The following is a 13,603-nucleotide window of genomic DNA, read 5'->3' as shown; positions in this document are numbered from 1 at the left end:
CATAATTTGCTGAGACTTTATACCCGTAAAGCCAGAATGCGAATACACGCCAGTTGCACTTGTACACCTCGTTTTTAAGGAGGTTACTTTGCAATTGGCTTTTTGTATTTATCTTCATTCCCTAAACCACAAACTATAGGAGGATTTTTTTATGAGTATCGCAGAAAAGACAGCACAACAATTGGTTCAAAAAAATGAATTGTATGAGGTAACTGTACACCCACAGTCGGATCGCCTGTACCATGTAAAAATTTCAAAAACAGCGATTCAAGGGTTCTTGAACACAGTGAAAGAAAAAAATGTTTCTGTCGAAAGTTTGGAATACACTCCTTATCATCGTCTTATCGTTTCATCACTTCTTTTAGATCAACTTGGTGAGGATTTTAGTGAACTCATTAGAAGCATCATTCATAATCGTGAAACGGGTGGATTTACACTTGGCTTAGAAGGCGTAACGAAGGATACTGATGATTATGTGATTTTTGCAACGGCAATTACTCATCTTCTTGGTATGCCAAACCACGACTCTATGTCAGGTAAATACTACGCTCGCTTCTCGGTAAAAGACACGGATTCAAGCGATTCTTATCTTCGTCAAGCGTACCGACTATTTACACTCCACACGGACGGTACATTTGTAGATGAGCCAACAGATTGGCTTCTTATGATGAAAATGATTGAAGAAAATGCAGTGGGTGGCGAATCACGTTTGTTACATCTAGACGACTGGAATGAGTTAGATAAGTTTGCTAATACGCCACTCGCTGACCATAAATTCACGTATAAAGCACCCCAAAGTAAAAATGTTTCTCAAGAAGTTGCACGTAAAACATTCTTCAAAGTCAATGACAAACCATGTATCTGTTATATTGATCAATTCGCTTATCCGGATACAATTGAACAGGCACATTATTTAAGTGACTTATCAACATCGATGGAGAATGATTCAAGCGTGATTGAATTGGGACTCCCTGTAGGAGATCTCGTTGTTCTAAACAATTTGTTCTGGTTACATGGCCGAGCAGCTTTTGAAAAAAATCCTAACTTGAATCGTGAATTAATGCGTCAACGTGGTCACTTTGTTGAATAATATGTGACAATCAAAAAACAGATTGGACAGCCCAAGTAGGTTGTCTAATCTGTTTTTTTAAAGGAAAAAAATTTTAGCGTGCAGTAGGAAACACATTCCGCATGGCTTCGGAAAACTCTTCAAAAAACCCTTCTACTGGTTTCCCTTCATTAATTTTCGTGCCATATTCCGTCATCCTTTTCACGAATTCAGGATTCACCGACACATAGACGTTCTTGATAACCGCGTTCGTAGATCTTACTTTTTCTGCAATCTTGTCCTCTAAGTCCTTCGCTACTTTTTCATTTTTATTATCCTTTAAAACGGCTGCAACATATGCGTTTTCATCTGTAACGATAACGGTTGCACTGTCTACTTCTTTTAATTCAGTAATACGGGTCGCAGCCTCATCAGCTACTTCCAGCTTAGACTGATTGGTAGTCGTTAAATCAGACTTATTACTTTCATTCGGGACTGTGCTCTTGTCCACAACTTCAGGTGTTGTTGTTGTACCCACATTTGTCTCTGGGGTCGTCGTTGCGTTATCAACTTTCTTCGCTCCCATTCCACATCCCATTAATAACACTGCAACAAGAAAGATCATTGTAAACATCTGTATTTTTTTCATTGCTATTCCTCCTTCATTTGCATTCAAATATAGACTTGCCAAAAAAAGTTTTTTTATGTATCACATTTTTACTTAATCAAAATAAAAATGCTTTAGTTGGAATTCAACTTTGGAAAATACTACTTGCATTCATAGTATTGACATGATAATATTGGATAAATTAATCTTTTCAAACAATTGAATAGTTTTATTCTTATCGTGAGAGACGGAGGGATTGGCCCTATGATGTCTCAGCAACCAGCCTATATTTTAGGTATGGTGCTAATTCCAATAGACGGGGACGTCTTGAAGATAAGAAGATTGACTTCAAAACTTATTGAGGGCCCTCTTCTTATAGCGGGTCCTCTTTTTATTTCATAACGAAAGGATGATAACGATGACAAAGAGGCGTTTAGCAACAATGTTAGTGCAATTAGGAAATCGTGGTGATTCAAGTACAGGTGCTGTCAATCCACCCATTTATTTATCGACGGCCTTTAAACACGATGGAATTGGCAAGTCCACCGGCTATGATTATATACGAACAAAAAATCCAACTCGATCCATTTTGGAAGAAGGAATTATGAATTTGGAAAGTGGAGATGCAGGGTACGCATGTAGTTCCGGGATGGCCGCCATTCAGTTGGTCCTCTCTCTGTTCCGCTCAGGGGATGCGTTAATCGTTCCGGAGGACATTTACGGCGGAACATACCGGTTACTTGACTATTATTCCGATTTTTATTCCATTCATACAACGTACACAGATTTCACGAATGTCAATGGCGTTGAGAAGTTGATAACCGAGAAAACACGTGCGATTTTCATTGAAACGCCAACGAATCCGTTGATGCAGCTGATTGACATCGGACAGTATGCAGAACTGGCACGCAAGCATAATTTGCTACTCGTCGTAGATAACACCTTTTTAACGCCGTTTTTCCAAAGGCCAATCGAACAGGGTGCAAACATCGTTCTTCATAGTGCGACGAAATATATTGGAGGCCATAATGATGTGCTTGCTGGACTCGTCGTTGCGAAAGGCAAAGAACTTTGCGAACAATTGGAGAAAAACCATAACGCAATTGGTGCGGTCCTCTCCCCTTCTGATTCGTGGTTAGTGATTAGAGGATTGAAGACACTTCACTTGCGGATGCAACAACATGATGCAAATGCAAAAATAATCGCAGCGTATTTGGAAGAGGAATCTATGGTGACGGACGTTCTTTATGCAGGACAAGGCGGTATGCTATCGTTTCGACTTAAGGAAAGTGAGTGGGTTGGACCATTTCTAGAAAATCTTCAACTCATTACGTTTGCTGAAAGTCTCGGAGGGGTTGAAAGTTTCATAACCTATCCTGCGACACAGACACATGCGGATATTCCATTGGAAGCACGGATACGACGCGGTGTTTGCGACCGACTTTTGCGATTTTCCGTCGGGGTGGAACAGGTAGAAGATTTGATTGCAGACTTGGATCAAGTATTTGCAGCATTGGAAAGTGAGGTCTACCAGCCATGAGCTTGTACAAAGATCGATTGGAAACAAAAATCATCCATGCATCAACCCTTGAAAATTTCGAACAGAAAACAGGTGCAGTTAATGTCCCAATCTATTTATCCTCAACATTTCACCAGGAAAGCTTCGATCAGTTCGGACCGTATGATTATAGTCGTTCAGGAAATCCGACAAGGCATGCATTGGAACTAACGATTGCCGAATTAGAAGGTGGCGCAAGGGGGCTAGCGTTCGCTTCTGGAATTGCGGCCATCTCTTCTGCTTTCATGCTCCTTTCAGCCGGTGATCATATTGTTGTGACCGAAGATGTATACGGCGGGACATACCGATTCATCACACAAGTCTTGACGAAATTCGGTATCGAGCATACATTTGTCAACCTTGCGAATTTAGAGGAAACAGTCCGAGCAATCCAACCGAATACGAAAGTGATTTACATCGAAACACCATCGAATCCACGTTTAGGCATTGCGGATATTAGAGAAATCGTCAAAATTGCACAAGCCAATGATTGCTTAACATTTCTTGATAACACGTTCATGACACCCCTTTATCAGCGCCCAATTGAACTAGGTGTCGACATTGTCCTTCATAGTGCGACTAAATTTTTATCGGGACATAGCGACATCATCGCTGGAATCGCGGTAACGAAAGATGAAGAACTTGGTAATCGATTGGCTTTCATCCAGAATTCATTCGGAGCCATTTTAGGCGCGCAGGATTCCTATTCGCTCATCCAAGGCATCAAAACGTTAGGCGTCCGTTTAACACAATCATCCGAATCCGCACAGAAAATCGCCTCCTATTTGGATGTCCATCCGTTAGTTGAACAGGTGTTTTATCCTGGATTAGTCAGTCATCCTGGCCATTCGATTCATGCTGCGCAGTCAACAGGAGCTGGGGCTGTCCTTTCGTTCCGATTGCCGAATAGGGAAACAGCAAAAACTTTTGTCGAAAACCTACGAATACCCGTTTTTGCTGTAAGTCTCGGAGGCGTGGAATCCATCCTTTCACACCCTGCACAAATGTCCCATGCGGCTATGCCAAAGGTTGAACGCGAAAAGCGCGGAATCACAGACGGACTGTTGCGGTTTTCGGTTGGGCTTGAGCATGTCGATGATCTGCTAGCAGATTTTGCCCAAGCTTTACGGGTGTGTGAATTAGGGGTTATACGAGCCGAAAGGAGGTAAATGAAAACCTCCAAAATACCGATAACCCCTTATGTACCAAATTTTTTAGCGAACGGAAATTGCGAGTTAGAATGGTGTGAATAACCCGTTGTCTCCACTATTCCTCCACGATGTCGCTGTAGAAGATTGGGCTGTCATGGAAAAATAATTTCGCCTTCACTACCGCTCACATCGAAAAATCCAACCTTGTGTTTCTGGGCTACTGTTCGCATCGTTGTGTAGGCTTCCTCGGCAACCGACCAGGCAAAAGCAGCATAAATAACCGCCGTACCCAGCCCATAATCCGTTAAGCGGTTATCGGTTCCCGCCTCCTCCATGGCATCTATCGTGTCATCATCGATATTACCATTCATATTGGGAAACGACTCTGTCAACTCGTTATAAAAGTTCTGCAAAGCTGGGGAACAAACCCTAGCATCGTTGTAGCCATGCCCTTCCTTCCACTCCACTTGCTTCTCGTACCATGTCATAAATGCCTCTTTTTCCTGTGGCGCCTGGCTCGTCTCAAAAGTCATCAAATCATAACTCATGTTAACTCCTCCCATTTTTTCAACTCGTTCGCTATTTCTTGCGCGGCTTGCCCGAGCTCCAGCATATCTTCCACAGGCACAAACTCTGCCAAATCATAGGCAAACGGGTCTTCGGCAAATTGTTCAAGTACCCTGCAAAGAAGAGCCAGATCTTGCTTCGTCGCCTGGATGACAATCCGCTTCTCGCTCCTCACATCATCCAAGTCTTGCAAATCAACAAAACCGCAGTTTAGGCTCTCAAGTACAATCGCTGCTAAGTCAATGACAGCTGCACTTGCAATATCCATCTCTGCATGAACAAGACTTCCATTAATAGTCATCTCAAATCCCATAGCAGCATCTTGTTTCAAATTACCTTCTTGAAAAATGGTATCCAGACCAAGATCTCGATAAACTTCATCCAAAGAGATTATAGACTTCGGCAGTTCTTCAAAGTAATCTACCAATAATAACGAATCGTCTGTCCCGCCAACCAAATTTCCCCACCACTTCTCAATGTGCACGGTGCTGCCACCTCACGCGATTAAGCGTTGTTCTATTTTCATAATCAGCTGCTCCAGATGCACCCTCCATGCCTCCCAGCTCGGAGAATCGCGCCACAGCTCCACGATTTCTCTTCCACCATCCTCATCCGGCACTTCATCCCGAATATCCGTCAGATAACGCAAGATCAAGCGCAAGGACGCTTCATCGGCTGCGAATGAACGGATAGTTAGAAGAGATTTTTTCTCATCTTCATGACCGTAATCCAGCTTCCCCGTTTCCTGAAATCAGCTAGTTGCCAAATTCACATAGGTATTGTCAAACTGTTTCTGGAGCAAATCGTTAAGGTCGATTAGAAATTCAAGAAAGACGGATGCCTTTTCAAAAATGCATCAACATCCTCAACACTTCCATGGAATAGAAATTCCCAATCTTGCTGTTCCACTTGTTTCATCGCGCTCACCTCGTCGATGTTCTCGTTTAGCATTTTGCCCTATCAAATCCGATTCATTTCTACTCTTCAAAATGGTTGAACCGTGCTGATCTGTTCCAAAATCAACTTATCAAAACTACCCGCCAATTCCTCAAAAGGATCATCCCCGGCACAGTCATGGAGCAAAATCAACAACTGTCCTGTCCCCAAATCTTCCACAACCGTGCTGCCATCTCCCATGCCGCCAACAGGGAAAAGGCGGCGGGGAGCTAGCTCGTACGCCCGCTCATACTCCTTGTAGTTTTCCACAAAAGAGGGATAGGCCCAGTCCAAATCACGGATCGAATCAATCCATGGATCGAGAAAATGGCAGGAGCCAAAATGGAGGAGGAGCCAACGATAGCTTGGGGGCAGCCGGCAATCGTATTTTTCCTCAAAAGCAAGGATGGCTTCCTCCGATTCCGGTGTTCGGTCTGTCTGGGCATAGGCTTCTGTCAACAGCTCCAGATTGTCTAGTAATTTATTGTCCACCATTTCGCCCCTTCCGATTTTACCCAAGTCTCCTTATGTCTGTTGATGGAACAGGCACAGTGTACGGCAATCCGTACAAATCTCGATATATAACGTACCTTCAGAGCCATCCATCAATGCGTTCCATGGAAGCGCTGCGAGAAATTTCATGGTTTTATCGCAGTCCGGGCATGTCGCGAATTCCGCGTCCTGCACCCAATCCGGCAAGCCGCCGATTGTGATGACCTCATCACCACCGCTGGCATAATGCAATGGGACTACTTCGGCACTAAGTGTGAGCTGATTCCTGCTCATCTCCAAGAGTTCTGCCTCCGAACAATAATTTTCCGTTAAGGGTGGCTCATAAGGAATGATCTTACTACGGCCATTTTCGTGATAGCACACGAACGTCTCTTCAGTGAATTTGATGCAATTCGGGCAGATGGGAATGGCCAGCACTCCATCAACCTTCAGAAAAGAAAATCGCTCATCAAGACCGTCCAGCCGCAGGACATCGACCAACTGACAACCGCAATGTGGACAGTGTTGCTCCAATAATTGACCCGCTTTCACTGCCTGATCGACGCTATCTCCTGACAACATTGTGTAGCATCTCTCGAAGCTCAATGATCTGCGATTTCCCCGCTCATCGAAATGCCAGCCACCATAATGGGCATAGACAGACGGATTCACATACAGCTTGCTGCGCCAAGGTAACGGATTTTTCTCCAGCTTCAGGAATGCTTCCTGAACAACTTCATCGCCTTGCAGGGCGAGGCAGAGTAGCAAATGACCTGCTTCTTCACATGTAGGATCAAAAAGACGCGCGAGCAGCTGATCCCGTACCTCGTGCGAAGCATTCCGATAGAGCGTGGCTGGATAGAAGATCCCCTTGTCGAACGCCGCTTGTGCAATTCGCGCAGTGTTGATATCGTGATAGCCGAGCAACGCATTGAAGTCTTGATAGACTTGATCCCACTCACCGATCGTTTCAATATTCGAGATGATCGATTCGACCATTTTCTCCACTTCTTCTCTGCTCATAGCCTGGTAGGCTTCCCGTTGATTCTTAATTCGACAGCGATAACAGATTCCGTTTAAACCAACAGATTTCCCGCATTCTAGGCATTGCTTCAGCATCTTTTTTCTCAACTTACTTACCTCCATTCTAAATAGTTGATATATGCATTTTTTCTATTGCATCTTTATTGTATTAGACATGATTAATTGAAAAAAATCTTCAAGACTATTTGCTATTTTTTCTACCTCTTCGAATTCAGGCTCAGATCCTTGTACAATAGCACCTATATCATTCGTTAAATCTATTGCATAGAATGAATATCCATCATCAACTGACATAACTATGGGTAGATATTTATCCCACCATGAAGTTATTTCTGATTTCCAATCCTCATCATTCTCTGCTGCTTCTAAGCTTAGCACTTCAAATTCATTCCATTTAAATGCAGTATCCGAGTTATTATTATACTCATCCTCACATATAAACCATGTTTTCTCACTAGGCGTTATGCATTCTTTAACCCTTTTTATAAATTCTAGATAACCTTCTGGAATTTCTTTATACCTTGATGCTATACTATCATTTAAATTTAATCCATATTCGAATTTATCAGCTATATACCATCCATTATCTTTAGTCCAACTAATGAATTCGCTACATTTATTATTCATACTTCCTCCTACCGGTTGAACACCCTTATGCTGGACACTGCACCTCTTAACCAAATGTTCTCATAGAATTTCCCGAAGCTACTTGAGTAGCTTGTTCTTCAGATCCTCGGCCGTGTCCGTCTTCCAATAGCTTATATTTAATTTCTTGTCCTGAACCAAATGTCCAACCTGCTCAAAAAGTGTTGCTCTTTTCTGGGCTGGCCAATGGGTAAATGACTGCAAATCACTGGACACATTCCAAATAGAGGTTGCATTTTCCTTTTGGGACCATTTTTTCATAAGAATCGATTCAACGTCCTCATAACCTATCCGATACAAAATACCAACATATGTCGCGCCAATTCCATCATCTAGAATCGCTCTTTTCAGAAAATACGATTGAACCTTTTGGCAGCAAATTTTATTATTTAGCGGAAGCAGGTCACCTAGCACATCATCAAATTCTCCAGTTACTTGTCCAACATAATAGCTCGTTTTAATAAGACCGCTTAGCTTTTTCTTCTCCGGATCAGCTGCCAAAAGTTCTATCCAGCGCACATCCAAATCCTCAAATAGCAGCGGGGTAAGTGAAAAATATGTATCATCCCTAATCATATGACCCCAGCCAAACCTAAACGTATGCCGGCTTGGCTTAGTATCAAACTTCACCGTACCTAGCACGTTCAAAATAAAACACTGCGCCACCGGGTCTTTGTAATACGGTGAAAAGGCCTCGAAAACATCGCCAGCAGGCTTGGTTAGAAGCGCAGAGGCAAAGACAGGAGACAGCCAGGCTCCCCCATATTGTTCAAATAGCTTGCAAGCAAGCGCTTGAAGCCTAATATCTCCATCCATCAAAATAGAGCCAGCCAAAATCATAGGAAAGGCTTGCTCTAAAGTCACACCATTCAACGTATCGCTTATATTAAATGAAGCAGTATCTCTGTGAGTTAACTCTAGTACCTCGCTGTCGCGCTTAAATGTTGAAACCTTCTGGATATGCTCTGCTGCAAGCTCATACACCTCGCGCATCTTCTCACTCGCTTTTCCCGGCATCATGCCAAGTAAGGCAAGCAGTGTTTCATGCTCTTCCCAGCTGATCTTGCTGCCAGGCTTCTTTTCCATAAACGTATGCAAAAAAGCTCGCAATCGATCAGCAAGCAGATCCGACACTGTATTCGAGAATGTGTGGTTTAATATTTTTTCACATTTTTGAGGTGACTTTAATAGCTTTTCCCAATAAGCTGTAGCCGGTTCATAATCAATCTTAGCCAGTGCCTTCTGGGCGGCAAGCTTACTCTTCCCGCGCTCTGTACTAGCCAGATGCAACAGCTCAGGCGCCTCGGTAGCTCCGAGCTCCGAGATAGCCTTCTCTCTGCTACTCCCTTTGGGCGGCAATGCATCGAAAACTAGCTGATTATAATCTGTCATGACTGCGTTCCTCCTCATCCTGACTATTTCTATTATAGTAACATGACAAATTTTGCGAATATATAGTTCTGACTTCCTTTAAAACAAACCCTACATGCCCGACTTCTTCTACCAAATGCTGATCATGTCGGCAACTACGATGTGAGTTCTGTCGTCAAGGAGGCCACTCTTGGCATGGACCAATGTCTGCACTTGCCGAGATGACTTGATAGGGTATAGAAGAAAGGATGTTAGAAATGCAAAATGATACTCAAACTCGTCCTCCTGCTGGTTCTGTTAGAGATGCTGGTCGATATCCCATCGACCGGACAGGTCCTCACAGTCACACTCTTTTCATTCAGCCTGGTGTTGGCAGTCTCCATTGGACCGTCGCATCAGATTGCTTAGGATCATTCCGGCGATGTTTAATCGGGATACGAATTTGTTCAAATCCAGATCAAGCGTATTTGTACTTATGATGAAGAGAGCAACAAGCAGAACGGTAATAACAACCGATTTGAGCTTATCAGTGGTCCGTGAGTTGGCACTTCACAAGTTCTTGTTGTAATTTGCAAACTCTTTCTCAATTAAATCTTCGAAACTTTTTGTAAGAAGTTTTATTTTGTTTTGTTCATGGGCATAATAATATATTTTTGTTAGATCATTAGATTCAGAAGTATCCCATAAAACCAAGTCCCCATCAGCTTCTTTCCAAAACTCACCAAGAACATAATATTTTTTATCCAAAAACTCAAGAGGATATATATTTTCAAATTCGATTCTAATACCTTCTATAGAGATTGCTGACACTGTTTGAAAAAATTCCGCAATATCTTTTGGCATTTTTATACCAGAGGTGGTTTCAAATTCTTCGACTTTATCATTGTTTAATCCAACGTGAATGAAATCACTTTCATCAAAATTGCATTTCAATGAATTTGAAAACTTGGGATATCGATTAAAAATTTCAGGAAATTCAGCTTTTATTTTTTTTAACTGCCGTTTCTCCATTTCTCTGTTTACTTTAATGGATTCTTTCAGTTCTTTCTCATAGTTTTCCTGATAAATATTTTCTTTCACATAAAGGATGTTGCTGTCATTCAAATATTTAATTGCTCCTTTTTGACTGCCCAAAATAGGTACCCATCGGAACCCATGCATACGAGGTTTAAGCCTCAGATATTCACCTTGATTTAAATATGACTCCAACTGCTTGTTATGATTATTCCACCAATCGCTCCATTCTTCTGGAGAAGTCCTACAAGACACCAAGTTTATCATTTGTTCAATTAATTCTTCTTTTATCATTGACATTCGTCCTCTCCTACATAACTTGAAATAGTTATTACCGATTATGAGGTTTTCTAAGTTGATTTCAATTTGTAATTCGGTATGCTCATTAATAGCGATTAGGATTTTATCTTTAATTTCTAAGTTTTTTATAGGGTTACTTCATTCATTCAGTAATCGCGCACTGCATCGAACCAGCGTTGAGCCATCTCCTCTGTTATAGGCTGGCCAATCAGGTGATCAGACTGGCTGAGTTGCCATACCGCTTCATCAAGGTCTTCTCGTTCGGTGGTTTCGATACCTTTGAGGGTATTGAAGCGCACCTTGAAAGCGATAATGGCTGCCTCGGCATCGGCAAAGCTGCGGGCCAGGGCCAATGTTGCCTGTGCAATGTTGTAAGCTTCGTTAGCCAGCTTGGCCAGACACGTTTAGGCCAGGACGAGAACGGGCGGCCAAACTCGGTCGTCCACCACTCAGGCTTTCGCAATTGGTTCACTGAAGCATGGCCGGTCCACGCTCGTGTTTTAGCGCGTGTTTTCATTTGCTGCTTTAGGCGCTTGCCCGAGAACTCTTCCACATTGTAGGCGATAAATCTGTCAAGCAACGGCCATGAGTTCAAGGGCGGCAAGTCCCCCAGATCAGGCATGAAGCGCAGCTCCAGATTCGTTAACCGGGCATGACGAGCCAGCAAGTCCAAGTCGCAGAAGTTCCCCCGCAAACTCAGCGAGTTAAGGTTTGGGAACCGGTTCAGACACTCCAGCGAGATGGGCTGTCCTAGCGGCGCGTTCTGTAGCGTCAGGCTCGTCACTTGGTACAATTCACCCAAGTCGGGCAGCAAGAAAGAAGGTTCATTCTTGCGTTTGCTAGTGCGCGGCGCTAGTGTCAGAGAAGATGGTAGATCGCCAGTGGCCGAGAAGCGTGATACATCGCCGGAGTGGCAAAGGCATCGAATACGGTCCAATCGATGAACGCATCAAGCGCAACATGAAGGTCTGCCTTCTTCCCCAATTGCGACGGGCCAATGGAGAGACTGCCCACACCGGGCTGAATGATAAGAGTGTGACTGCGAGGACCTGTCAGGTCGATGAGATAACGACCAGCTTCTCTAACAGAACCAGCAAGAGGAGATGCTTGATTATTATTTGGCATTTCTATCATCCTTTCTTCTAAACCATATCAAGTCATTTCGGTAAGTGCAGACATTGCTACGCCCAATTGCTCGCACCGTTCCTTTGGTAAACCACCGAGAGGCGGTCTATCTAAGATCAAGATTGCTAAACCAAAATGTTACGGCTTCATCATCCAAGCCATATTTACCTTCCCACCACGCCAACGGATAACCCATTTCTTTCTTATAAAAGTGACTTGGCAGCTCTTGATCCAATTCATAGGTTTCGCGAATTCGTTTGTTAACGCTTGAATTCAAAATGTCGCTGATGCCTAGAATGCGCAATACAATTTGTCTATACGCCTTATTTCCCATTAAAAACGACTTTGTTACTTTTTCCAATTCCGATGGTTGCGTTTCGTCAGGTACATTTTGAATCGCTTTCAGCGTATTCGCCAGTATGGCGGTTTCGGTTTCAGAAATAGATATCCTTTCAGTATTGGAGAAGTCGAGTAAATCAACATAAGCGTACACCGGGTCTTGATGAGACATAATGCCTGACCGGAACAACCTGTCGAAAACCCTTTTATTATAGTTAATGACTACTTGGCTCGGGTTCAAATGTTTGTTCTTTTCTTCATGGCTCAAATAAGTATCGACAGAATTGTCATCGATTGATAAATAATAGGAATAGCTCCCAAGGACTGAGATATAGGCCGGATTCTGCGTGGCGATCCCTTTTATAAAAGCGTTACTCACTTGTTCCTTTTCCAGTCCGTTTATGAGGGCCACGATCCTATCAAAAAGTTTTTGCGCGGTTATTTCCTCATTCGGCCTTAATAATCCTTTTGCTCTGCCATATTCGAATTCGGCATCCGGGATTTTATTGTCACCGCCGCTGGAAGCAACCCAGCCAAATAATTCGTCATCATAATCCCAAATCGAATTAAAAAGAATATTCAAAGCTTTAAAATCCAAGCTTAAACCATCGGCCAGTTTTTTGATTTTGTTTTGTGCTCGTTTAGACGCGTTTCTTTCCCAGAATGTTTTCATCGCTTTATGAATTCCACCTTTTTTTGTCCGTCTCATTTTTTCTCCAATACGGACAGCACTCTTTGTTCGGATCAAAAATCACAGTTACTTTATTTTAGCTAATTCAGTAATGTATTCAGTAATCGTTTGCTCAATTTCATTTTTACGTTCATTTAAATTTGGATACAGTCCGGTTTCGGTATTGCCAATCATGCCAAGAAGTGCATTAAATCTCCACTCATTTGCGCTTTTAATATCATTGTCTTGTGAATTTCTTTCGATATTTTCTTTTCTAATTACACTTTCATAAGTAAACCTTTCACGGCGGTTTGCTTCTCTAGTTTTTGTATCCTCTGGTGTACCAATTTTAGTGGGCGTTAGCAAATGGTTATTAATTATTTCAATTATTTTCTGTGCCTCGTCAAGTTTATTCTGTTCTTTTAAAAGTCGAATTTCCAGTCCCAACATAGCATGAATGAAGTCCTAAACATTGTAATTTTGGTCAAAAACTAAATCATGAGTAAATGAAATGCATTTTAAAGATAGCTCAGGCTCACCATGCACATAAAGCCAATAAGCAAGATGACTAAGATTTTGGATATCTGCACCGCTTTTAAAAGAGCATTTTTTCATCAATTTTTTACATAAGCTTACAACCTTTTTCTTAGGGCATTGATCCATTATTTGTTCAAAAATTTGCGTATCCATCTTTATTTTCCTTCCAGTAAATAAAATTTCTTCATCACCGTTATAC

At 42.4% G+C, this 13,603-nt stretch carries 14 protein-coding genes, 1 pseudogene and 1 riboswitch; of the genes and pseudogenes, 3 read left to right on the top strand and 12 right to left on the bottom strand.

The genetic code is table 11. The annotated features are described in order from the left end of the window. Positions 1–151 precede the first annotated feature (151 nt). Positions 152–1,090, top strand: coding sequence for a glutarate dioxygenase GlaH (gene glaH, locus H4683_RS05410; RefSeq protein WP_192597815.1), 939 nt, complete (start codon positions 152–154; stop codon positions 1,088–1,090). 73 nt (positions 1,091–1,163) lie between these two features. On the opposite strand, the gene H4683_RS05405 is transcribed toward glaH, so the two are convergent. After that, complete coding sequence (locus H4683_RS05405; protein WP_192597814.1) at positions 1,164–1,697, bottom strand: YhcN/YlaJ family sporulation lipoprotein; 534 nt, start codon at positions 1,695–1,697, stop codon at positions 1,164–1,166. 190 nt (positions 1,698–1,887) lie between these two features. Continuing rightward, positions 1,888–1,995, top strand: a riboswitch (SAM riboswitch). Positions 1,996–2,073: 78 nt separating this feature from the next. Between H4683_RS05405 and H4683_RS05400 the strand changes: the two genes are divergently transcribed. After that, on the top strand, positions 2,074–3,195 hold the full coding sequence (locus tag H4683_RS05400) for a methionine biosynthesis PLP-dependent protein (protein ID WP_192597813.1): 1,122 nt from the start codon (positions 2,074–2,076) through the stop codon (positions 3,193–3,195). Further along, positions 3,192–4,382 (top strand): cystathionine beta-lyase, encoded by a 1,191-nt coding sequence (metC, locus tag H4683_RS05395; RefSeq protein ID WP_192597812.1) that lies wholly within the window; start codon positions 3,192–3,194, stop codon positions 4,380–4,382. Before H4683_RS05400 ends, metC begins: the two co-directional genes overlap by 4 nt. 134 nt (positions 4,383–4,516) lie before the next feature. On the opposite strand, the gene H4683_RS05390 is transcribed toward metC, so the two are convergent. The 11 genes and pseudogenes from H4683_RS05390 to H4683_RS22330 form a co-directional block, all read right to left on the bottom strand. After that, a complete protein-coding gene (locus tag H4683_RS05390) occupies positions 4,517–4,912 on the bottom strand; it encodes a hypothetical protein (RefSeq protein ID WP_192597811.1) in 396 nt (131 codons plus the stop codon). Next, a complete protein-coding gene (locus H4683_RS05385) occupies positions 4,909–5,415 on the bottom strand; it encodes an imm68 putative immunity domain-containing protein (protein WP_192597810.1) in 507 nt (168 codons plus the stop codon). The genes H4683_RS05390 and H4683_RS05385 overlap by 4 nt, the downstream gene beginning before the upstream one ends. A gap of 500 nt (positions 5,416–5,915) precedes the next feature. After that, positions 5,916–6,359 carry an SMI1/KNR4 family protein gene (locus tag H4683_RS05380; RefSeq protein WP_338062397.1) on the bottom strand — a complete coding sequence of 148 codons (444 nt, stop codon included), beginning with the start codon at positions 6,357–6,359 and terminating at the stop codon, positions 5,916–5,918. A 33-nt stretch (positions 6,360–6,392) separates the two neighbouring features. Continuing rightward, positions 6,393–7,490, bottom strand: a complete 1,098-nt coding sequence (locus tag H4683_RS05375) for a hypothetical protein (RefSeq protein WP_225941898.1) — start codon at positions 7,488–7,490, stop codon at positions 6,393–6,395. Between the two features lie 42 nt (positions 7,491–7,532). Then, a complete protein-coding gene (locus tag H4683_RS05370; RefSeq protein ID WP_192597808.1) occupies positions 7,533–8,030 on the bottom strand; it encodes an SMI1/KNR4 family protein in 498 nt (165 codons plus the stop codon). 78 nt (positions 8,031–8,108) lie between these two features. Beyond that, complete coding sequence (locus H4683_RS05365; protein WP_192597807.1) at positions 8,109–9,440, bottom strand: hypothetical protein; 1,332 nt, start codon at positions 9,438–9,440, stop codon at positions 8,109–8,111. A 528-nt stretch (positions 9,441–9,968) separates the two neighbouring features. Further along, positions 9,969–10,727: an SMI1/KNR4 family protein gene (locus H4683_RS05360; RefSeq protein ID WP_192597806.1), complete on the bottom strand. Its 759-nt coding sequence runs from the start codon at positions 10,725–10,727 to the stop codon at positions 9,969–9,971. 152 nt (positions 10,728–10,879) lie between these two features. Further along, positions 10,880–11,858: pseudogene (locus tag H4683_RS05355) on the bottom strand (hypothetical protein). A 106-nt stretch (positions 11,859–11,964) separates the two neighbouring features. Continuing rightward, positions 11,965–12,870, bottom strand: a complete 906-nt coding sequence (locus H4683_RS05350; RefSeq protein WP_192597805.1) for a hypothetical protein — start codon at positions 12,868–12,870, stop codon at positions 11,965–11,967. An 84-nt stretch (positions 12,871–12,954) separates the two neighbouring features. After that, positions 12,955–13,317: a hypothetical protein gene (locus H4683_RS22335; protein ID WP_192597804.1), complete on the bottom strand. Its 363-nt coding sequence runs from the start codon at positions 13,315–13,317 to the stop codon at positions 12,955–12,957. Between the two features lie 15 nt (positions 13,318–13,332). Further along, positions 13,333–13,557 (bottom strand): DUF6707 family protein, encoded by a 225-nt coding sequence (locus H4683_RS22330; protein WP_192597803.1) that lies wholly within the window; start codon positions 13,555–13,557, stop codon positions 13,333–13,335. Between the last annotated feature and the right edge of the window lie 46 nt (positions 13,558–13,603).

Source organism: Sporosarcina limicola (assembly GCF_014873855.1).
Taxonomy (GTDB): Bacteria; Bacillota; Bacilli; order Bacillales_A; family Planococcaceae; genus Sporosarcina; species Sporosarcina limicola.
The sequence above is the reverse complement of the archived record's forward strand: the minus strand, read 5'-3'. Positions and strand labels throughout refer to the sequence as shown.

Excerpts from the sequence above, each read along its gene's own strand:
- glaH (WP_192597815.1), top strand. The coding sequence starts at position 152 with ATGAGTATCGCAGAAAAGACAGCACAACAATTGGTTCAAAAAAATGAA.
- H4683_RS05405 (WP_192597814.1), bottom strand. The coding sequence starts at position 1,697 with ATGAAAAAAATACAGATGTTTACAATGATCTTTCTTGTTGCAGTGTTA.
- H4683_RS05400 (WP_192597813.1), top strand. The coding sequence starts at position 2,074 with ATGACAAAGAGGCGTTTAGCAACAATGTTAGTGCAATTAGGAAATCGT.
- metC (WP_192597812.1), top strand. The coding sequence starts at position 3,192 with ATGAGCTTGTACAAAGATCGATTGGAAACAAAAATCATCCATGCATCA.
- H4683_RS05390 (WP_192597811.1), bottom strand. The coding sequence starts at position 4,912 with ATGAGTTATGATTTGATGACTTTTGAGACGAGCCAGGCGCCACAGGAA.
- H4683_RS05370 (WP_192597808.1), bottom strand. The coding sequence starts at position 8,030 with ATGAATAATAAATGTAGCGAATTCATTAGTTGGACTAAAGATAATGGA.
- H4683_RS05365 (WP_192597807.1), bottom strand. The coding sequence starts at position 9,440 with ATGACAGATTATAATCAGCTAGTTTTCGATGCATTGCCGCCCAAAGGG.
- H4683_RS05360 (WP_192597806.1), bottom strand. The coding sequence starts at position 10,727 with ATGATAAAAGAAGAATTAATTGAACAAATGATAAACTTGGTGTCTTGT.
- H4683_RS05350 (WP_192597805.1), bottom strand. The coding sequence starts at position 12,870 with ATGAAAACATTCTGGGAAAGAAACGCGTCTAAACGAGCACAAAACAAA.
- H4683_RS22335 (WP_192597804.1), bottom strand. The coding sequence starts at position 13,317 with ATGTTGGGACTGGAAATTCGACTTTTAAAAGAACAGAATAAACTTGAC.
- H4683_RS22330 (WP_192597803.1), bottom strand. The coding sequence starts at position 13,557 with ATGGATACGCAAATTTTTGAACAAATAATGGATCAATGCCCTAAGAAA.